Origin of the sequence: Rhodococcus globerulus NBRC 14531 (genome assembly GCF_001894805.1) — a bacterium.
Taxonomy (GTDB): Bacteria; Actinomycetota; Actinomycetes; order Mycobacteriales; family Mycobacteriaceae; genus Rhodococcus_F; species Rhodococcus_F globerula.
Genome location: NZ_BCWX01000004.1, coordinates 427,105 through 446,725, shown reverse-complemented (window position 1 = coordinate 446,725; position 19,621 = coordinate 427,105). Strand labels below are relative to the sequence as shown.

Genomic DNA, 19,621 nt, shown 5'->3' with positions numbered 1-19,621 from the left:
CGGAGGTAGTCATGGGGTCGTTGTTGTTGCAGCAGATTCCGCTGGCGCTCGGCATCATCATGAGCCCACTTGCGATAGTGGCTGTAGTCGCAGTTTTGTTCTCCGAGCGGGCGCGGATCAACAGCATCGCGTATCTCGTCGGATGGTTCCTCGGAATCATTGTGTCGCTGGCCGTCTCGTTTGCAATTTTGACGGCGCTGGAAGTTCATCAGCGGACACACCCGCCGCTGTGGGTACCTATCCTGCACTTGATCCTCGGAACGGTACTTCTGGGCGGGGCCTGGTTCGTGTACACCCGTAGTCATCGGCGGATGCAGGCAATGGCGGCGGCAACCGGACCGGGTGACATTGCCGCGGCGGCCCCTCAGTTGCCGAAGATGCTGCAATCGGTGGAACATTTCTCACCGTGGCGCTCCGGTGTTCTCGGCTTTGCTCTCTTCGTCCTCAATCCCATCGACATGTCCTGTGCCATAGCAGCGGCCATGAATTTTCGATTGAGCAGCGCAGCACCGTCCGCGGAGTGGGCATCCGCTGTTGTGTTCGCGCTGGTATCGGCTAGTTCGGTCGCAGTTCCGGTCGCGCTGCTCCTGATCAAGAAGGAGAAGGCAACAGAGCCGTTGCAGCGTATTCGGACGTGGATCGCCACCAATACCCATCTGCTGAACGTCGGACTGCTGATCTTGATCTCGGCAATGCAGATAAGCAAAGGGATCCAAGGACTATGAGCACTCGACACACTCACACCCCGCTTGTCTTCGGTTCACTGGCCGGCTACCAACGTGCGTGGCTGCGGCCCGACATCATTGCCGGCCTCACGGTCTGGGCGGTGCTGGTGCCGGAAGCCCTGGCATACGCCACCATTGCCGGCGTCCCACCCGTTGTGGGGCTTTACGCAGCAGTGCCCGCGCTGGTTCTCTATGCGGCCGCTGGTAGTTCACGCCACCTTGTTGTCGGTCCGATGTCGGCAACCGCGGCATTGTCTGCTGCATTGATCGCTCCATTTGCCGGTGGCGACGACTCACGTTTTGTTGCCCTGTCTGTCGGACTTGCCGTCGTCACCGGTCTGGTCGGGTTGCTCGCCGGATTTGTGCGGCTGGGATTCATCGCCTCGTTCATCTCCGAACCGGTGCTCAAGGGGTTCATCGTCGGATTGGCGCTGACCATCATCATCGGGCAAGTTCCGAAGCTACTGGGCGTCGAGAAGGGCGAAGGTAATTTCTTCGTACAAGCCGCGACGGTTGTGCGTGAGTTGGGGAGCGTCGACGGACTCACGGTTTTTGTCGGATTACTCAGCCTGGCTTTGGTGTTGGCGGTCAAGCGGTGGTTGCCGCTGGTTCCAGGGTCACTCCTGGTCGTTCTGCTGGGTATCACGGCGGTTGCACTGTTCGGCCTCGACGATCGGGGCATCGAGATCGTCGGCCACATCGACGCGGGGCTGCCGAGCGTCGGGCTACCGGAGGGAGTGCGAGCCGAGGATTACCTGGACTTGATCGGTCCGGCCATCGGCGTGCTGCTCATCGGTTTTGCCGAAGGTCTCGGCGCAGCAAAGACATACGCGGCCAAGGCCGGTTACACCGTCGACGCGAACCGGGAACTGACTGGACTCGGTGCCGCGAACTTGGGAGCCGGCCTGTGCTCGGGCATGGTGGTCAACGGCAGTCTCTCCAAGACGGCAGTCAATGGTGGGGCCGGAGCCAAGACGCAGGTCAGTGGGCTCACGGTTGCTGTGCTCACGGTGCTGACACTTCTCTTTCTCACCGGGTTGTTCGAGAAACTGCCCGAAGCGACACTCGCTGCCGTGGTGATCGCCGCCGTGGTCGAGTTGGTCGACTTCTCCTCTCTCGCAGCGCTGTACCGGGTGTGGACCAAGCGGTTGGGCAGCATCTACGGCGTGGCGGCACGTGCCGATTTCGCGGCAGCCGTAGCGGCAATGTTCGGTGTGCTGCTCTTCGACACATTGCCGGGTTTGATCATCGGAATCGCCGTGTCGATGTTGCTGCTTCTGTACCGCGTCTCCAAACCGCATGTGGCAGAACTGGCCAAGAGTGGCTCGCGATGGGTGGACATTGCGGCTCATCCGGAATTGCAGCCGTCCGACGGCGTGATCGTCGTGCGAGTGGAAGCCGGCCTGTTCTTTGCCAACGCCGATCATGTTCGAGACCGGATCGACGATCTTGTCACCGACGGTACGTCCATGATCATCCTCGACGCCGAGACATCGCCGTTCATCGATGTGAGCGGTGCGCAAATGCTCGAACAGTTGCGGGATTCGCTGGCACGGAAGAACATCGTGTTCCGGGTGGCCCGCGACGTTGGGCAGTTCAGGGACGTTCTTGCCGGTACGCCTGGTGGTGGTGTGAAACTCGATGTCTACCCGAGCGTCGCGGAAGCCATGGCTGATCCCAATGATCGCCGGAGTTCATGATCGACCCGAGCTCACGATCCTCGCAGCCAACGCCCCAACGGCCCGTCGTCTTTGGCAACTGATCCCACGATCGTTCCGGCGACGACAACAATCGCGGAGAAGACGAACAACCAACTGATGAGCGTGAACATCACTCCGAGAAGACCGAATTGGTCTTGCGATGTGCGCGTGATCCGCGGAAGGAAGAGGGTGCTGGCAACGTGAAGGGCACTCAGGCCGGTGGCCGTCAACAGTCCGGAGCCGATGCACATCCGGGTGGTCATCCGGTTGGCTGTCAGCAGCATCGGAACCAATGTCCAGACCAGTGCCCATACGCCGTAGACGGCCGTGAATCCGAGCAATTGACCTACTGCGGGAATCGAATCCAACTTGTGACACACCGCGGCGATGGCAACCGAACCTGCGATGACAAAAACTACGGCGAGCCACCGCCAGGCTTGTCGGAGCGTGGCAATCGGTACATGCCAGATCCGCCCGTACATCCGACCCAGTGCTCGGGCATACGACGTCGAACTGATCAGCAGCATCAGCAGACCCACGATGCCGAAAGCTGTCGCGGATCCGGTGGTGACATCGCTCGGTGGGAATTCGGCGCCGAGATTGTCGCGCGCTGCGTCCGAGAGTGGTTGCAGACGTTGAAGGGTTGATGCGGCGATCATCACCGGCAGCAGGGACGTGAATGCCTGCGCCGCCAGGGTCATCGCGCTGTCCACCAACCCGACTTCGACGATGTCGAACGTAACGCGCGATGCGAGCCGTCGACGTGGTGTGACGGTCACCCACACCTTCATGCGGTCGCGGGTGTCGTTGTAGATCTGCGGGGGCAACTGCATGCGCTTCGGGCGGCGCGTCTGCTCAGATGAGTCCGCCACGCCGCGCGGCTTTCAGAGCGTCGCGACGATTACTGACGTCGAGTTTGCGGTAGATCCCGCGCAGGTGGGTCTTGATGGTGTTGACCGAGAGGAACAGGGTTTCCGCGATCGATTCCGTGGTGTCGCCCGAAGCGAGTTCGCGCAGTACCGTGTACTCGCCCGGAGTCAGAATCGGAGCGATGGCAAGTTCATGTGGTTGCAGGTGTGACCGTACGTGTTCGGCAAACAGTTCTTGGTCTCCGAAATGTCCGGTGAAATCATCAAGGATTCCTCGCAGAGCGCGACCGTAATCGAGGAAGGGGCGCAGAAGGTTTCCGTGCTCGGCGGCGCGTAAGGCGTCGTGCAGTGATCGAAATGCCTTGCGTGGTTGGTGATTGGCGGAATGAATGACGGATTGCAACACCGATGTGTAGATGCCGTGAGCGAGTAGTGGGTGTTCGGGTGATTCCACAGCGGCGGTCAACTCGGCCTGTGCCTCGGTGAGCTTGCCGCCGGCCAGTCGCAGAGACGACAACGCCAAGTGTGCCTCGGTGGTAGCGCCGAATTGCTGTGACGCGTCGTGTATCAGCCGGCTCGCCCAGTCCAATTCGCCCACCGAGAGGCAGACACTGACCACGGTGGGTAGCAGTGCGGATGTCGCGATCGGGAAGGTCCCCAGTTCGATGGCTTTGATCATGGCATCACGGATGTCCGCGGCAGTCGAGCGTCGATCGTCAGAGGTGTCGAGTCGACACAATCCGAAAGTGATGACACTGTGCCAGCCGAATGCGGGCATGCTGACGCCGAGAACATCAGCCTGGCGGCAGTTTTCGATGGTGGGGATCCGATACGGGAGATCCGGTGAACTGCAGAGATATGTGCCGAGGGCTGCTACCGATGTTGCCAACTCGTACTCCGCGGTGCCCATGAGATTATGCTCGCCAGCGTAGGTCAGGGCGTGTGTGATGTGGGCGATCATCGCTTCGATGTCGCCGTTCATGGCGGCCGAGAATCCGATACCGGTGAGGGCTCTCAGCACTAAACTGCTTCGGCCACGAAGCATTCCGAGTGCGGCGGCCTCGGTGTATTCGGTGCTTGCGCGCTCGAAGTCGCGGTCGAGGAAGTATCCGGTCGCAGTTTGCAGGTGTACAAACGCTTCGATGTCGGAGTGAGTGCTGCGTTGCCGTTCGGCGTGCCCGGCGAATGCGGTGTCGAATCCCGCGCCGGCGTACAGAGCCTGCAGCTTCAACGCGCAGAACAGCGGGTCGCGATCCAGCCCGGATGACGCAGTTTCGAGGAAATTCAGGTACGTCCTGGCCGTAGTCACGTCACAGCTGTGGAGGGCTGAGGCGGCGAGGAGCATTCGAGTGCGCGGTGACTCGGATACGAGAGTAGGTACCGACTCGAGTATTCGGGTCAGATCGCTGCCGTATCCGTCCAGAACGAGCCCGAGGCCGCAGCGATCGAGGAAGGCGATAATACGTTCCGGATCACCGATGGAGGCTTCGAGTTCGAGTGCTTCGAGTTCGTGTTGATGCGCCTCGAACCACGTTGCGGCCTCATGGTGCGCTCGGATGCGTTCGTTCTGATCGACCCGGCGAAACTCTGCGCGAAGGTGTTCGCGCAGCAGTGGATGGTAACTGAACCAAGTTGTGTGATCGGTTGAATCGGTGCGTGTGAGTGGCAAATTGAACTGAATCAGTGTGTCGATTTCTGTCACTGCGTCTTCGTCGGTGATCGCCTCTGCCAAGTCGACGGAAAATGCTTCGGCCACAGAGGTCTTGAGCATGAAGTTCGTGAGATGGGTGGGGAGTGCGGCCAAGACCTCGTCTACCAGGAAATCGGCAACAGGCCTGGGGGTGTGTGTGAATTCGTCGACGGCATCCGCGGTGTCACCTCGTCCTGCGAGATAGGTAGCAGCCAACCGAACCACGGCGCCCCATCCCTTGGTGAACGATTCGATGAGCGCAAGCTGTCGTTGGTCCAGTTCGATGTCGTATTCGCCTAACAGCACGCTGATTTCGTCGCTGTCGAATGCAAGATCATGTGCTTCGAATCGAGTCAGACGACCGTCGAGGGCTAGGCGATGCCAGGTCAAAGGAGGTTCGTACCTGGCCGCGAGAACGATCGTGAGGTTCGGCGGTGCGTCCGCGAGAACCTGGTCGAGGGTGCTGATCGACATCGGATCGTGAAGGGCATGAACGTCATCGAGAATCAGCGTGATCGGTTTTCCGCTGGCCTCGATCGCCTTCATGAAGCGGGAGTGCCAGAACTGCGTCGGTGCACCGCACGCGACGGGTTCGACATGCGTGGCCAGTGCTTCGGCGAGGGAGGTGCACAACACTTGCGCGTTGTTCTCACGCTCCGCCAACGTCAGCCAGGAAACCGCTGCGGGAGCCTGTTTACGGGCCCAGTCGGCCAGCAGCAGTGTCTTGCCTGCCCCAGCAGGGGCGCACAGTAAGTTCACCGCGCGAGCGTGATGTGCGGCTGAGAGCTTGCGATGCAGACGGGGGCGCGAGATGACATTGGAGATCGCCGACGGAGGACGGAAGCGGTTCTCGTTTTCGCGCGCGGCTATACCTGGACCCGACAATCTAGCCGTCGAAACGGATGCACGAACCGAGCTGCTCATCAAACTCCTGAAGTTGGTGAGTGCGACGCGGTGTAGTCCCGTTACGGCAATTACCCAAACCGGACGTTTGCTAATCAGCGGGCAAGAAGATGGTGACCAAGGTCCCGGTGCGAGGTATATCGGCCATTTCGGATTGTGGAACACTGTGAACGGTGAATCGGAAGTCGGGAATCGTTCTTGCCGCAGGCGTTGTTCTTGCCGTGGCTGGTTGTGGTTCGGCGGCGTCACCTGCAACTTCGCCTTCGGCGCCCGTCGCTTCTGCCGAAGCATCCACGTCATCAGAGCCATCGGTTGCCCCGGCTCGGTCGACTCCTGAATCCGAGCGGGCGTTGATCGCGGCCACCAAAGCCAACGACGTGGAGGCGGCAACCGCCCTGATCCTGGCCGGTGCCGACGTGAACGCCAAGGATTCCATTCAGGATTCGGCCTTCCTGTACGCCGGAGCGGAAGGTTTGAACCAGATTCTCGCGTTGACGCTCAGTCACGGAGCGGATGTCCGCAGTGTCAACCGATTCGGTGGCACCGCTTTGATTCCCGCCAGCGAGCACGCGCACGTCGACACGGTTCGGATGCTGATCGCGGCCGGAGTGCCTGTCAATCACATCAACGACCCGGGGTGGACGGCTTTGCTCGAGGCTGTTGTCTACGGTGACGGTTCGCCGCGCTACCTCGACGTGATCACACAGCTGCTCGACGCCGGGGCGGATCAGGAGATCAGGGACGCACGCGGACGGACAGCGTTGGAGAACGCGCAGAATCTGGGACAGGCCGATGTTGCTGCGCTGCTGACTTCTCGGCGCTGACGGAATTAATACGGAGTTCTGACCCGTCGGTTTTCATCGGTGGGATGGGGGTATTCCGCTGGGCGTGATGTCTCGCCCGAGCTGATCGCCCATCCGACTCGAAGGAAACACATGAAGATTTCCCGTGTATTCACCGCAATTCTGTCGGTAGTGGTGGTGTCGACTGCTGGAATCATCCTCGGTTCCGGCGGCGCGAGTGCCGCGCCCCAGCCAACTGTGGTCCTGGTCCACGGGGCTTTTGCCGACGCAACAAGCTGGGATGGTGTGGCCGCCGATTTGCGTTCGCGCGGCTATGAGGTTGTGACTCCGGATAATCCGCTGCGGGGGCCGTCGTACGACTCGGCAGTGATCGAGAAGACCGTCGCGGATATCGACGGTCCGGTAGTTTTGGTCGGACATTCGTACGGGGGCGCCGTGATCACCAATGTGCACGATCCGAAGGTGCAGTCGATGGTGTACATCGCGGCTTTTGCTCCGGTGGAGGGTGAGCCGGTCCAGATCACGATCGATCCCATTCGGTTCCCGGGCAGCCAATTGCTACCTCCCGCACTGGGGTTGAAGATCGTCGACGACGCTCACGCGATTGGCGGTAAGAACGTCGACGGATATGTGACCGACGAGTACTTCCATTCGGTTTTTGCGCAAGATGTTTCGGACGAGACGGCGGCAACGATGTTGACGCATCAAAAGTCTGCGGCGCTCTGGGCGAACCTTGAACTCGGCGGTCCGCCGTCCTGGGCGAACACACCGACGTGGTACCTGGTGGCTGGTAACGATCGGGTGATTCCGGCTACAGCACAACGGTTCATGGCAAACCGGATGGGCGCGACCACCAGCGAACTCCCGACGTCTCACGCTTCGCTGGTCTCGCAGCCGGGTGCGGTCGCAGACGTGATCGTGGCGGCCGCTCACAGTTAAGTGTGCGACCGCCACGACAGTAAGGCGGGTTAAGCGGAAACGATCACCGAGGAGCCATGGCCGAAGAGGCCCTGGTTGGCGGTGATGCCGATGCGGGCGCCTTCGACCTGACGGCCTTCGGCTTGTCCGCGCAGCTGCCAGGTGAGCTCGCACACCTGCGCAAGTGCCTGGGCGGGAACAGCTTCACCGAAGCAGGCGAGGCCACCGGACGGATTGACCGGGATGCGGCCACCTATGGTGGTGTCGCCTGCGCGCAGGAGGTGTTCGGCTTCGCCGCGCTTGCAGAGTGCAAGGTCTTCGATCCAGTCGAGTTCGACGGACGTGGCGAGGTCGTAGACCTCGGCGACGTCGACGTCCTCCGGGGAGATGCCGGCTTCTTCGTACGCCGCGTAGCCGATGGATTCCTTGAACGTGCGCTCCGGAGCCGAGACCGCGGAGCTGGAGTCGGTCGAGAAGTTCGGCATGTCCATGATCGTCTGCGGGAACGTCGGAGTGACCGTCGAAATCGCCTTGATGCGAACAGGTTCCGCGATGCCCATCTTGCGGGCGTATTCCATGGACGTCAGCAGGATGGCTGCGCCGCCGTCCGAAGTGGCGCAGATGTCGAGGAGGTGTAGCGGGTTGGACACCACGGGGGATGCCAGCACGTTCTCGACGGTGACTTCCTTGCGGTAACGCGCGTTGGGGTTGCTCAGACCGTGCTTCGCGTTCTTCACCTTCACGTTTGCGAAGTCCTCGGCGGTGGCGCCGTACAGATCGATGCGTCGACGCGCATTGAGTGCGAAGTACGCCGGGTTGGTCATGCCCATGAGGCGGAAGCGCAGCCAGTCCGGGTCGTCCCAACGCTCACCGGCGACGGGAGCGAGGAAGCCCTTCGGCGTGGTGTCTGCGCCGACGACCAAGGCAACTTCGCTGAGGCCGGCCAGGATTCGGGCGCGAGCTGTGTCGAGTGCCTGCGCACCCGTCGCGCACGCTGCGTACGACGTGGCGACGCGAGCGCCGTTCCAGCCGAGGGCCTGAGCGAACGTGGCTCCGGCGACGTATCCGCCGTATCCGTTGCGGACGGTTTCGCCGCCGACGATGAAGTCGACATCCTTCCAGTCCACGCCGGAATCAGCGAGGGCGGCGCGTGCGGCGGCAACGCCGTACTTCACGAACGACTGGCCCCACTTGCCCCAGGGGTGCATACCTACACCGAGTACTGCGACGTCCTTGCTCATGACTGCGACTCCTGATCAGCTGCGGCGACAGGCTTCCAGCGCCACGTCGTACGAACTCCGGTTTCGTCGGTGTACAGCGGCTCGACAACCAATTCGACGGTATTACCCACCTTGAGATCGTCGACGCCGAATCCGTCGGCTACCTGGCCGAGGATGACGATGCCCTCGGGCAATTCGACGGCGGCCAGTGCAAACGGCACGTACGGGTCGGAGCTGGGGATGTACGGCGGCGGCGGCTGGTACTGCGCGTCGGTGTACGACCAGACCGTGCCCCGGCGGGAAAGTTCGACGTCGCCGAACTCTTCACCCGAGCAGCTCGGGTTCTTGCAGAACGTGGTCTCGCGCGGGAAGGAAATGGTGCCGCAGGATTGGCACTTCGTGCCGATCAGAGCAGGTTCGGGGCCGGTAGTAAACCAACCCTCCACCGCAGGTGTCACGCTGCCGCTCGGTGCCGACGTTGCAGTCTCGCTCATGCAAACCTCATCTGGTGGGCGTGCCGGATCCGAGGATCGTGGCTCGCTGTGCCGCTTACTGGAACAGGTTGCAGTATTACACGATAAGCAGCGCAGATGGGGCGAAATTTTCGGTCAGTGGGACGCTTTCCAGAGCTTTCGACGTGGTGGTTTCACCTGGCCTGCAGCTCCGACGATGGACGACACTTCACCCTGGTCGAGGATCTTCTCCCGAACGCGTCCGTGCGCGACGCCGCGATCGACTTCGGCTTTGTCGATGGCATGCCAACCGGCTCGATCGACGACGCCATTCTGTCGCGCCCGGACCAGCCGATCGAGGGCAGCAGTGTCGGGCGCCGGGGTACGCAGACGTCCGTGGTTGAAGTCGTCGACGAGCATCCGGACGGTTTCCTGTGCGCAGGATTTGTTGGTGCCGATGAAGCCGCTTGGTCCGCGCTTGATCCAGCCCGTCGCGTACACGCCGGGTGCCTCGTTAACGCGGCCTCCCTCGTTCGGGATAACCGAGGTGCGCTCGTCGAATGGAACACCCGCGATGGGTACACCGCGGTATCCGATGGACGTGAGTACCAGGCCGGCATCGATGGTTTCCGTATCTCCGGTGGGTTCGATGCGGACAGTCCCGTCGGCGTCGACAAGCGTGTTGCGCTCGAATTCGATCCCGCTGACGCGGTCCTCACCGGAAATCTCGGTTGGCGTCAGTAGGTAGCGCAAAGTGATGCGTTTGCTTCCGACTTCGACATGATCGCGATTCTTCAGCGCTTCGAGGAGTCGGAGTTTCTGCTCGACAGCGTGCGGCAGTGAGTCGGCTTTCTCGGTGATCGGGTCGAGAACCATGTCGTCCGGGCCGACGGACAGTTCGATATCCGGTAGCGCCAACAGGCCGGTGAACTCGGGAACGGTGAAGGCAGACTGCGCAATTCCGCGTCGGCCGACGATCACTACTTCTTCGATCCGACTCTTCCGTAACGCTGCGAGCGCGTGAGCAGAGATGTCGGTGCCGGCCAGCTTTTCGGGATCTGCCGTCAGAATGCGGGCAACGTCAAGTGCGACGTTGCCGTTTCCGATGATGACGGCCCGCCGATGTGAAAGGTCGAAGACATCGTCGACATGATCGGGATGACCGTTGTACCAGGCCACGAAATCGGTGGCCGACGCAGTTCCGGGGAGGTCTGCGCCCGGGATGCCAAGGCCGCGATCGGATGAAGCGCCGACTGCGTAGAGAACGGCATGGTGGTTCTCGAGAAGTTCGTCGTGAGTGAGGTGTTTACCGATCTCCACGTTGAGGTAGAACTCGAAACCCCGCTGCGCGGCGATCTTGTCGAACAGTCGCGTGACCTGCTTGGTCTTCTGATGATCAGGTGCCACGCCGGCGCGAACCAAGCCGTAGGGAACGGGTAGCCGATCGAAGACGTTGACCTGCACACCGGGTTGCGTGAGCAACTCGTCTGCCGCGTACATCGCGGACGGACCGGAGCCGACGATCGCAACTCGCAGCGGCGGACGCCCCTGGTCGATAGTCGCGGCTGGGATCACCTTGGCAAGTAACGGGCGGGGCCGCTGCTCCTTGTAGAAATCTGCGTTGATCGAGAGGAAAACCCGCTGCGGTTCAGCCAGTTTCGACTCGGGAACAATGGCGTCGACCGGGCAGGCCGAGACGCATGCGCCGCAGTCGACGCAGGCCTGTGGATCGATGTGCAACATCTCGGCGGTGAGGAAATCCGGTTCGTCCGGCGTCGGATGAATGCAATTGACCGGGCAGGCGTAGACGCACGAGGCGTCGCTGCAGCAGGACTGCGTGACTACGTGTGGCATGGCGGTTGGGTCCGATCTCGGATTAGGCGGCAGCGTTGTGTGCGCTGCGGTGGGGTTCGCTGCGGAAACGTGATGCGCGGCCGTCCATCTTGCAGGCCTTCCACACCAATCGCGACGCGCGGTTCATCAAACCCGTCTCTGTTGCGAGCATGCGGACGTCGCCGAAGTAGTTGCGCAGCGTCTGACGCGATTCCGGTAGCTCCCAGAACAAGTCCTTCTTGACGGACTTCGGGATGTCGAACTGCTTCCAGAATGTGTTGGGCGGAATCACGATGGCATCGCACAGGATTCGCATGGTGATCGGGAAGAGGAGCGACAGGACAAAGCGGCTCGGCCGCGACATCAGCGGGATGCGTCGGCTCAGAAGTTTGTGCGCAAACGAGATATGACGCGCTTCTTCGGCAACGTGAATTGCCATGACGGACGCCATGATCGGGTGGATATCGCCCCCGGAGCGCAGGATGCTCTTCTGGATGTGGTCGATAGGTTCTTCGCCTGCGAGGACACCCACGAAGAAGAGTTCCGGGAAGGGGCCGGCAGCAAGTGGGATGAACGGCGCCAGCATGCGCATCACGCGATTCATGCCCGGAGCGTCGGCGCCGATGCGGTTCACCATTTCCTGGAACATCATGGTGTGGTTGCACTCTTCGACGGATTCGTGAGTGCAGTAGCGTGCCTCGGCCGACTGGTTGGGAAGTGAAAAAACGTACTGCATCATGCCGCGGATCAGGATGTTCTCGAACTGCAGGCCGACCTTCGCGACGTTGGCCTGACGCCACATCCCGATTTCGATTTGTTTGTCGATCGGCTGAGCCTGGTACCACGGGTGGGCGCCGAGCGGATCCGTCTCAGCCGGGAGGATCCAGCGCGTATCGCCGGGCGTGACCGCAAATTCGGGGGCATCCCAGTCGATATCGAGATACGGATCGAAGTGCTTGTTCACGGATCCTTCGGACAGGAGGCGAAGTGTCTCGTTGTACGAGTCGTCGGATGCTTCCGCGTTCTTGTCGAACGGCGTTGTCAGCGTCATGTGCGTCTCCCTCTTTGTCGCGGTCACCGCTGGTCTTACGTGCGGTTTCGGTGGTATCGAGGGCCGGTTCGTGTGATCGCAGGCACTCGGTCTGGCTTTAATGTAACCACAGGTATCAGGAAAAGCTAGTCCCAGACAGTTCTCGATCGACAAGCGGCATGAGCTACTGGTCAGTAGCTTTGTGGGTCACGCTTTGCCTGCTGCTTCGTGGGCGTTTCCGCGATCTTCTGGCGTATGGGCGCGCAATAACTTACTGCTCGGTAATCTCGTCAACCTATAGAAAAGGACAGGCGATGACGATGATCAGCAGGCTGGTGGGCAATTTCGTGTTGAATCCGCCCACGAGGCTTGGTTCGCTGCTTCCGCGCCCCCGCGTCGACCTTTCGGAGAGAACCATCGTGCTGACCGGGGCGTCGTCCGGTATCGGGGAGGCAACCGCGCACATGTTGGCGGCTCGTGGTGCCGAGATGATCCTGGTTGCCCGAGGCATTGACGAACTCGAGCGCGTGCGTGACGACATCCACCGAGAGGGAGGGTGGGCTCACGTTCTACCCGCGGATCTCTCGAACGGTGAAAGCGTCGACGAACTTGCCGACGCGATAGCCGACCAGTTCGGGACCGTCGACGTTTTGATCAACAACGCGGGCCGCTCGATCCGCCGCAGTGCCGCCGATTCCGTAGAACGGTTTCATGATTACGAGCGCACGATGGCGCTCAACTACTTCGGTCCGGCGCGGCTGACGCTTCGACTCTTGCCGTCAATGCTCGAGGCCGGTGCCGGACATATTGTCAACGTCGGGACGTGGGGTGTGAGCGCCGGCGTGATGCCACGGTTCAGTGCGTATCACGCGTCGAAGTCTGCGCTCAGTGCCTTCGGCCGTAGTCTCGGCGCAGAGTGTCATGGCACGGGCGTCGCCGTCAGTACCGTGCAATTTCCACTGATTCGCACGCCGATGATTGCGCCAACCGCCGAATACGTCAGCCAACCGGCATTGACCGCGGAGCAGGCAGCGTCGTGGATCCTGCGGGCAATCGAAACGCGTCCGATCGAGTTGTATCCACGCTATGCCGGCCTGCTCAGGGTCATTGGCGCTATATCACCCTCTGCCACAGATGCATTCGTGCGACGTTCTGGAATCTGAAAGTACTCGCTGCCGAAGTATCGGGTAAATAAATGAGGGTATGGCGTACTTTGAAGACGGCGAATGCGCGCAAAACTTGATCGAGAAATGAAGTAGGGGAATAGCCAGTGGCAGACATTCGCCGGAAACCGGCGCGGGTCAAGAAGATTTCGCTGAGTGCTCGCGAAATTCTATCGCGGAACCCAGCTGTCTTGGCGCTCACTGCCGGAATTCTCAGCCTCGTGTGGATGCTCGTTGCAACCTGGTCGGTGGCGCGGGGTAGTGGTTATTCGGGAGAGTCGGCCGCGGACGACCCGGTTGTTCTCATCACGACAGTGCTCATTCTGACTGTCATGACAGTGGCCGCATGTTTCCGTCGGCGGCATCCGGTGTGGATGTATCTTCTGACTCTCGTCGGCACCGTCGCTTTGGCCCTGCTGTTCGAGGACCGAGTAGCAGCGGCCACTCCGCTGTATTGGTTTGCGATCATCGTCATGGCTGGGAGAACTTCCGGAAGTCGCTTGGTACTACTGACGATTGCCGGAATGCTCGCTGATCTGTGGATGACGACCAGATTTCGACCGGGCGACGCTGGTGAAAGCATGACGCTTGCTCAGGTCCCGGCTGGGGATTTGCCAGAATTCTTGTTAGCACCCGCGGTGAATATCATGACCAGCTACGCGGTCATGATCGTTATCGGGAAAGTTGTGCAGAGATATCGAGCTCAATCATCCGCCAGTGCCGCAGCCATCGAGCAAATGCAGTTGAACAGCGACGCGCGAATAAGCGATGCGATCACAGAGGAACGGCAGAATATGGCGCGTGAATTGCACGACGTCGCCGCTCATCACCTCACGGGTCTGCTGATCCAGGCGAGGTCGGCCGACAAATTGTTTTCCTCCAACCCGGCGCAAGCTAAGGCACTGCTCGGTGGTGTGATCGACCATGGCGACCGGGCGCTGAACAGTTTGCGTCAAACTGTGGGGATTCTGCGGTTGGGCGAGGCCGATCCCAAGTACCCCCAACCGATGATCGCCGATATTCCGGAACTCGTGGAGGGATGTCGAGCGTCCATACCGTCCTTGGAACTCGATCTGGAGGATAGCTTCACCGAACTCGACAGTGCCGTGCAACTGTCCTCCTATCGCGTTGTACAAGAGGCATTGTCGAATATTCTTCGCCACGCGCCGGAAAGTTCCGCGACAGTGACTGTGCGACGTGAGCGCGATTCGATCAGCGTCGACGTCACCAATATTGCCGACAGAGGAACACCCGCGACAGACGGTCAGAGTCTGGGAATCTCGGGGATGCGTGAACGCGTCACCCTTCTTGGCGGAACCCTTCTCGCCGGACCCAACGACAACGGTTGGACTGTAAAGGCAGTCATTCCCACTGCCGGCCAGATCATCGGATAGTTACCCCGCGGCAAATCGGGCAAGATTCAACCAGGACGTCTCTCGATGATCGTGTTGGCCTTCGTGTTCTCAGTGTTCTTCTTTCTCGCGACACGTTAGGCGAGTCGCTCATTCCCCTGTAGTAAATGCGCTGATGAGCTACGCGTTATTCATAACCTTCGGTAAAGTTGTGCAGAACCACCGCGAAGAGTGCTTCTTTTGTCTCTTGGCGAAGTGCGGAATCTCGATTCATAGAGGTGGCTTGAATGCGGGATCGCGTTCCTAATACTTTGGTGTTAATTCCTTTTGGTGAGGACATCTCGGGCTCATTGGTTTAGGGCCACTACACGGTCGAACGTAGCGCTGCCGACTCCGTCGCTGGGCGCCTCCTTGCCCCCTGTCCGCCCCGTATCGATCCCAGTGGTTGCCATTGACGCCGGCATCTCTGGCATGATAGCTATTTAACGAGCGCTAAGTCAGTGGTTGGCTTGCGCAACATGATCTCGGTCCGGTGCCTGATGCATGCGTCTTGGGTGCCGGACCGTCTCAAGTGCACGTCCTCGAAGGGAACGAAGAAGATGACCAAGGCAGTGATTGTCGATGTAGTCCGGATCGCATCAGGCAAGGGCAAGCCAGGCGGGGCACTGTCCGGGACACATCCCGTCGAACTGTTGGCCCACGTACTTCGGTCGATCGTCGAGCGCAACGGCATCGATCCGGCGCTGGTAGACGACGTCATCGGCGGCTGTGTCGGTCAGGCCGGCGAGCAGGCACTGAACATCACCCGAACGGCCGTGCTCTCGGCTGGGTTCCCCGAATCCGTGCCTGCCACTACGATCGACCGCCAGTGCGGATCCAGCCAGCAGGCAGCACATTTCGCCGCTCAGGGCGTTATCGCCGGGGCGTACGACATCGTGATTGCCGCCGGTGTCGAATCCATGAGCCGTGTACCTATGGGGTTCACCTCGGTGGGTAAGGACGCATCCGGTCCCGGTATCGCCGCTCGCTACCCCGAGGGCTTGGTCAACCAAGGCATTTCGGCTGAACTGATTGCGGCGAAGTGGAAGTTCGACCGGGACACGCTCGACGCTTTCTCGGCTCAGTCCCATCAGCGCGCTGCGGCTGCGGCGGCGGAGGGACTGTTCGACAAGGAGATCGTGCCGATCTCGGTGACCAATGCCGCTGGTGAGACCGTTTCGCACACCGTCGACGAGACTGTGCGCGCATCGACCACCGCCGAGGGCCTGGCCGGTTTGAAGCCGTCGTTCTACTCCGAGAAGTACGCAGCTCGTTTCCCGGAAGCACAGTGGTCGATCACTCCCGGCAACTCCTCACCGCTCACCGACGGCGCTTCGGCTGCTCTGATCATGAGCGAAGAGATGGCCTCCAAGCTGGGTCTGACGCCCCGAGCGCGTTTCCACTCGTTCTCCGTGATGGGCGACGACCCGGTCTTCATGCTCACCGCACCGATCCCGGCCACCCACAAGGTCCTTGCTCGCGCAGGACTGAGCATCGACGACATCGACACCTACGAGGTCAACGAAGCATTTGCGCCCGTGCCACTCGCGTGGGCACACGAATTCGGTGCCGACCCGGCCAAGCTCAACCCGTGGGGCGGAGCCATCTCGCTCGGCCACGCACTCGGATCCTCGGGCACGCGTTTGCTGACGACGATGGTCAACCACCTCGAGGCCACCGGCGGACGCTACGGCCTGCAGACCATGTGTGAAGGTGCCGGCATGGCAAACGCCACCATCATCGAACGTATCTGACACACAACATCTTTCGAAAGGGAATCACATGATCGTCAACGACAGCGTAGCCGTCGTCACCGGTGGAGCCTCCGGGCTCGGCCTGGCCACCGCCAAAGCCCTTCTCGCCGACGGCGCCAGCGTCGTCATCATCGACCTGCCGTCCTCCAACGGTGAGGCCATCGCCAAGGAACTCGGCGACCGCGTTCGCTTCGCTGCGGCCGACGTCACGGACGAGACAGCTGTGTCGGCCGCTCTCGATCTCGCGGAGACCCTCGGACCGATCCGCGTCACGGTCAACTGCGCCGGAATCGGCAACGCCATCAAGACCGTCAGCAAGAAGGGCGCATTCCCCCTCGACGCGTTCAAGAAGGTCGTGGACGTCAACCTGATCGGCACGTTCAACGTGCTTCGCCTTGCTGCAGAGCGCATTTCGAAGACCGAGCCCATTGACGGCGAGCGGGGTGTCATCATCAACACCGCCTCGGTCGCAGCATACGACGGACAGATCGGCCAGGCTGCTTACTCCGCATCCAAGGGCGGCGTTGTCGGTATGACGCTCCCCATCGCCCGCGACCTCGCGTCGCTGCTGATCCGCGTCAACACGATTGCTCCTGGCCTGTTCAAGACGCCGTTGCTCGCCAGCCTGCCGGAAGAGGCTCAGGCGTCGCTCGGTACTCAGGTGCCGCACCCCTCCCGCTTGGGTGACCCCAGCGAGTACGGTGCACTCGCAGCGCACATCGTCTCCAACCCGATGCTCAACGGAGAGACGATCCGCCTCGACGGTGCAATCCGTATGGCACCGCGGTAATTTCGGAGACAAGATGACTGGCGAAGCGATGAGTGTAGATTCGGTAGCAGTGGACTGGAGGTCTTTTCCGCCGCTGTTGATGAGTGACATCCTGACGGCTTCGCTGGAACTGTTCAACGAGAACGGTTACCACGGCACAACTGTGCGGCAGATTGCCAACCGCGTCGGGGTAACCGTTCCCGCGCTCTACTATCACCACGCGAACAAAGAGGCCGTTCTGGTCGCGCTGTTCGACGTATCGATGAGCGAACTGAATACCAGAACCGAAGCGGCAGAAGCAGAAGCCGGAGAAAAACCGGTGGAGCGCTTTGCGCTGGTGGTCGAGGCGATCGTTCTGTACATGACTCATCGGGCGCATCACGCTGCGTTGGACACCGAGATCCGGCATGTCTCGCCGGAAAGCCGAAGCCGATACGCGGCCAGTCGCAAGCGACTCGAATTGCTGATGCGCAGGATTGTCGATAACGGTGTGGCATCAGGAGATTTCTCGGTCACCGACACCGAAGAAACCGTCCGGGCCATACTCGGAATGGCTCAATCTTTACCACGTTGGTTCCAGACCGGTGGTCCGATGTCGCCGTCCCAATTGGCAGAGAAGTACGTCGACATCGCGTTTCATACAGTCGGGTATCGACCGTAAACGAAGGCGGGCAACAGGTTTAAGACCTGTTGCCCGCCTTGTGGTGTTTACCCTGTGTCAGAGCCGCGTGACGTTGAGTCCGCCGTCGTGGTAGTCGGCCCGCAGACGCTTCTTGTCGAACTTGCCGACACTCGTCTTCGGAACTTCCTGCACCACAGCCCAGTTCTCGGGAAGCTGCCACTTTGCGATCTTGTCCGAGAGGAACTCTTGCAGTTCGGCCATCGTTGTTGCCGAATCCGCGCGCAGGACTACCGCCACCAGCGGTCGCTCATCCCACTTCTCGTCGGGAATGCCGATTACAGCTGCTTCCGTGACATCGGGATGACCCATGACTGCGTTCTCGAGGTCGACCGACGAAATCCACTCGCCGCCCGACTTGATGATGTCCTTGGAACGGTCCGAGAGGCTGAGGAAGCCGTCGGCAGTGATGGATCCGACGTCGCCGGTCTTGAGCCAGCCGTCGTTGAACTTGTCTGCTGCCTCGACACCGTAATACGACGCCGTAATCCAGGGGCCGCGCACTTCGAGCTCGCCAACGGAGACGCCGTCGTGGGCAACAGTTTTGCCGTCATCGTCGATGAGGCGTGCTTCGACGGATGCGGGGAAGCGGCCCTGCGAGTATCGGTACTTCCACATCTCGTCACCCGTGATACCGAGCGGCGGGCGAGCCACGGAGCCGAGTGGCGAGGTTTCGGTCATGCCCCACGCATGCAGGACGCTGACGTTGTGATCGTCTTCGAACGCGTGCATCAGTGCCGGCGGAACTGCCGAGCCGCCGATCAGAACCTCACGCATAGACGAGATGTCCTGAGGATTCTGTTCGAGGTAGAGGTGCAGACCCTGCCAGATCGTGGGGACCGCGGCGGCGAACGTCGGCTTCTCGCTGGCGATGATCGCGGCCAACGGAGCCGGCTGGAGGAAGCGATCGGGCATGATCAGCGAAGCGCCGATCATGAACGCGGCGTAGGGAAGTCCCCACGACATCGCATGGAACTGCGGAACGACGGCAAGTGCGCGGTCGCCCTGCTTGAGGTTGGGTCCGTCGCTCATGCAGACCTGCATCGAGTGCAGGTAGATCGAACGATGGGAATACACAACACCTTTGGGGTCGCCTGTGGTGCCGGAGGTGTAACACATCGCGGCAGCGCTGCGCTCGTCCAGTTCGGGCCAGTCGAACTCTGTCGGCTGCTCCGCGATCAGGCCTTCGTACGTGTGTACCTCAACACCGGCGGGCGCTTCGAGGCCGGCGGCGGAAGAGCCCGTCACGATGATGTGCTTGACGGTCGTGAGCGAAGGCAGTTGGGGTGCGAGCAACGGGATCAGCGACGGATCCACGATGATCACGTGATCCTCGGCGTGATTGGCAACGTGGATCAGCTGCTCGGGGAACAATCGGATGTTGAGGGTGTGCAGGACAGCGCCCATCGCAGGAATGCCGAGGTACGCCTCGAGGTGCTCCGAGTTGTTCCACATGAACGTGGCCACTCGCTGATCCCCGTCGACGCCCAGTCCGCGCAGTGCGTGTGCCAGCTGAGCGCAGCGACGTCCCACCTCGGCATACGACGTACGGCGCGGACCACTTTCGGTCCAGGTCACAACCTCGGCGTCACCGTGGACGGAGGCTCCGTGCCGCAGGATTTGAGCAATGGAGAGTGGGGCGTCTTGCATCGTGCTCAGCATGGGCTACTCCTGGGTGTCATGCGATCCTGTGCTTTCCAGACCGGCCGCAATCGAGGTTGT

Annotated in this window: 16 protein-coding genes; 9 read left to right on the top strand and 7 right to left on the bottom strand. The window is 61.0% G+C overall.

The features are described from left to right. Window positions 1-11 precede the first annotated feature (11 nt). Window positions 12-725, top strand: coding sequence for a GAP family protein (locus RG2_RS22675; protein WP_033233707.1), 714 nt, complete (start codon window positions 12-14; stop codon window positions 723-725). Next, window positions 722-2,425: a SulP family inorganic anion transporter gene (locus tag RG2_RS22670; protein ID WP_033233706.1), complete on the top strand. Its 1,704-nt coding sequence runs from the start codon at window positions 722-724 to the stop codon at window positions 2,423-2,425. Before RG2_RS22675 ends, RG2_RS22670 begins: the two co-directional genes overlap by 4 nt. 11 nt (window positions 2,426-2,436) lie before the next feature. Here the strand turns inward: RG2_RS22670 and RG2_RS22665 are convergent, their stop codons facing one another. Together RG2_RS22665 and RG2_RS22660 are read right to left on the bottom strand one after the other, a co-directional pair. Continuing rightward, the gene (locus RG2_RS22665) at window positions 2,437-3,297 is read right to left on the bottom strand and encodes a hypothetical protein (protein ID WP_230590098.1); all 861 of its coding nucleotides are present in this window, start codon (window positions 3,295-3,297) and stop codon (window positions 2,437-2,439) included. Next, window positions 3,281-5,908, bottom strand: coding sequence for a winged helix-turn-helix domain-containing protein (locus RG2_RS22660; RefSeq protein ID WP_080711681.1), 2,628 nt, complete (start codon window positions 5,906-5,908; stop codon window positions 3,281-3,283). The genes RG2_RS22665 and RG2_RS22660 overlap by 17 nt, the downstream gene beginning before the upstream one ends. A gap of 152 nt (window positions 5,909-6,060) precedes the next feature. Between RG2_RS22660 and RG2_RS22655 the strand changes: the two genes are divergently transcribed. Both RG2_RS22655 and RG2_RS22650 read left to right on the top strand, forming a co-directional pair. Further along, entirely contained in the window at window positions 6,061-6,711 is a 651-nt protein-coding gene (locus RG2_RS22655) for an ankyrin repeat domain-containing protein (protein WP_033233705.1), read from the top strand. A gap of 111 nt (window positions 6,712-6,822) precedes the next feature. Next, entirely contained in the window at window positions 6,823-7,629 is an 807-nt protein-coding gene (locus RG2_RS22650; protein ID WP_033233704.1) for an alpha/beta fold hydrolase, read from the top strand. A 29-nt stretch (window positions 7,630-7,658) separates the two neighbouring features. On the opposite strand, the gene RG2_RS22645 is transcribed toward RG2_RS22650, so the two are convergent. The 4 genes from RG2_RS22645 to RG2_RS22630 form a co-directional block, all read right to left on the bottom strand. Beyond that, entirely contained in the window at window positions 7,659-8,849 is a 1,191-nt protein-coding gene (locus RG2_RS22645) for a lipid-transfer protein (protein WP_033233703.1), read from the bottom strand. Then, on the bottom strand, window positions 8,846-9,322 hold the full coding sequence (locus RG2_RS22640; RefSeq protein ID WP_033233702.1) for a Zn-ribbon domain-containing OB-fold protein: 477 nt from the start codon (window positions 9,320-9,322) through the stop codon (window positions 8,846-8,848). Before RG2_RS22640 ends, RG2_RS22645 begins: the two co-directional genes overlap by 4 nt. 114 nt (window positions 9,323-9,436) lie before the next feature. Continuing rightward, window positions 9,437-11,134 (bottom strand): FAD-dependent oxidoreductase, encoded by a 1,698-nt coding sequence (locus RG2_RS22635; RefSeq protein WP_033233701.1) that lies wholly within the window; start codon window positions 11,132-11,134, stop codon window positions 9,437-9,439. A gap of 22 nt (window positions 11,135-11,156) precedes the next feature. After that, window positions 11,157-12,164 carry an AurF N-oxygenase family protein gene (locus RG2_RS22630; RefSeq protein ID WP_033233700.1) on the bottom strand — a complete coding sequence of 336 codons (1,008 nt, stop codon included), beginning with the start codon at window positions 12,162-12,164 and terminating at the stop codon, window positions 11,157-11,159. Between the two features lie 293 nt (window positions 12,165-12,457). Here RG2_RS22630 and RG2_RS22625 point away from each other — a divergent pair, with 293 nt between their 5' ends. From RG2_RS22625 to RG2_RS22605, 5 genes are all read left to right on the top strand, one after another. Next, window positions 12,458-13,306, top strand: a complete 849-nt coding sequence (locus tag RG2_RS22625; protein ID WP_371851330.1) for an SDR family oxidoreductase — start codon at window positions 12,458-12,460, stop codon at window positions 13,304-13,306. 107 nt (window positions 13,307-13,413) lie between these two features. After that, entirely contained in the window at window positions 13,414-14,700 is a 1,287-nt protein-coding gene (locus tag RG2_RS22620) for a sensor histidine kinase (RefSeq protein WP_051730424.1), read from the top strand. A 557-nt stretch (window positions 14,701-15,257) separates the two neighbouring features. Next, a complete protein-coding gene (locus tag RG2_RS22615; RefSeq protein WP_033233881.1) occupies window positions 15,258-16,451 on the top strand; it encodes a thiolase family protein in 1,194 nt (397 codons plus the stop codon). 28 nt (window positions 16,452-16,479) lie between these two features. Then, a complete protein-coding gene (locus RG2_RS22610; RefSeq protein WP_033233699.1) occupies window positions 16,480-17,241 on the top strand; it encodes a 3-hydroxyacyl-CoA dehydrogenase in 762 nt (253 codons plus the stop codon). Window positions 17,242-17,254: 13 nt separating this feature from the next. After that, window positions 17,255-17,881 carry a TetR/AcrR family transcriptional regulator gene (locus RG2_RS22605; RefSeq protein WP_033233698.1) on the top strand — a complete coding sequence of 209 codons (627 nt, stop codon included), beginning with the start codon at window positions 17,255-17,257 and terminating at the stop codon, window positions 17,879-17,881. A 57-nt stretch (window positions 17,882-17,938) separates the two neighbouring features. On the opposite strand, the gene RG2_RS22600 is transcribed toward RG2_RS22605, so the two are convergent. After that, window positions 17,939-19,561 (bottom strand): long-chain fatty acid--CoA ligase, encoded by a 1,623-nt coding sequence (locus RG2_RS22600; RefSeq protein ID WP_033233697.1) that lies wholly within the window; start codon window positions 19,559-19,561, stop codon window positions 17,939-17,941. Between the last annotated feature and the right edge of the window lie 60 nt (window positions 19,562-19,621).

Coding starts and splice junctions, on each gene's coding strand:
- RG2_RS22660 (WP_080711681.1), bottom strand. CDS start 5,908: ATGAGCAGCTCGGTTCGTGCATCCGTTTCGACGGCTAGATTGTCGGGT.
- RG2_RS22615 (WP_033233881.1), top strand. CDS start 15,258: ATGACCAAGGCAGTGATTGTCGATGTAGTCCGGATCGCATCAGGCAAG.
- RG2_RS22670 (WP_033233706.1), top strand. CDS start 722: ATGAGCACTCGACACACTCACACCCCGCTTGTCTTCGGTTCACTGGCC.
- RG2_RS22625 (WP_371851330.1), top strand. CDS start 12,458: ATGACGATGATCAGCAGGCTGGTGGGCAATTTCGTGTTGAATCCGCCC.
- RG2_RS22610 (WP_033233699.1), top strand. CDS start 16,480: ATGATCGTCAACGACAGCGTAGCCGTCGTCACCGGTGGAGCCTCCGGG.
- RG2_RS22635 (WP_033233701.1), bottom strand. CDS start 11,134: ATGCCACACGTAGTCACGCAGTCCTGCTGCAGCGACGCCTCGTGCGTC.
- RG2_RS22650 (WP_033233704.1), top strand. CDS start 6,823: ATGAAGATTTCCCGTGTATTCACCGCAATTCTGTCGGTAGTGGTGGTG.
- RG2_RS22630 (WP_033233700.1), bottom strand. CDS start 12,164: ATGACGCTGACAACGCCGTTCGACAAGAACGCGGAAGCATCCGACGAC.
- RG2_RS22640 (WP_033233702.1), bottom strand. CDS start 9,322: ATGAGCGAGACTGCAACGTCGGCACCGAGCGGCAGCGTGACACCTGCG.
- RG2_RS22675 (WP_033233707.1), top strand. CDS start 12: ATGGGGTCGTTGTTGTTGCAGCAGATTCCGCTGGCGCTCGGCATCATC.
- RG2_RS22600 (WP_033233697.1), bottom strand. CDS start 19,561: ATGCTGAGCACGATGCAAGACGCCCCACTCTCCATTGCTCAAATCCTG.
- RG2_RS22645 (WP_033233703.1), bottom strand. CDS start 8,849: ATGAGCAAGGACGTCGCAGTACTCGGTGTAGGTATGCACCCCTGGGGC.
- RG2_RS22605 (WP_033233698.1), top strand. CDS start 17,255: ATGACTGGCGAAGCGATGAGTGTAGATTCGGTAGCAGTGGACTGGAGG.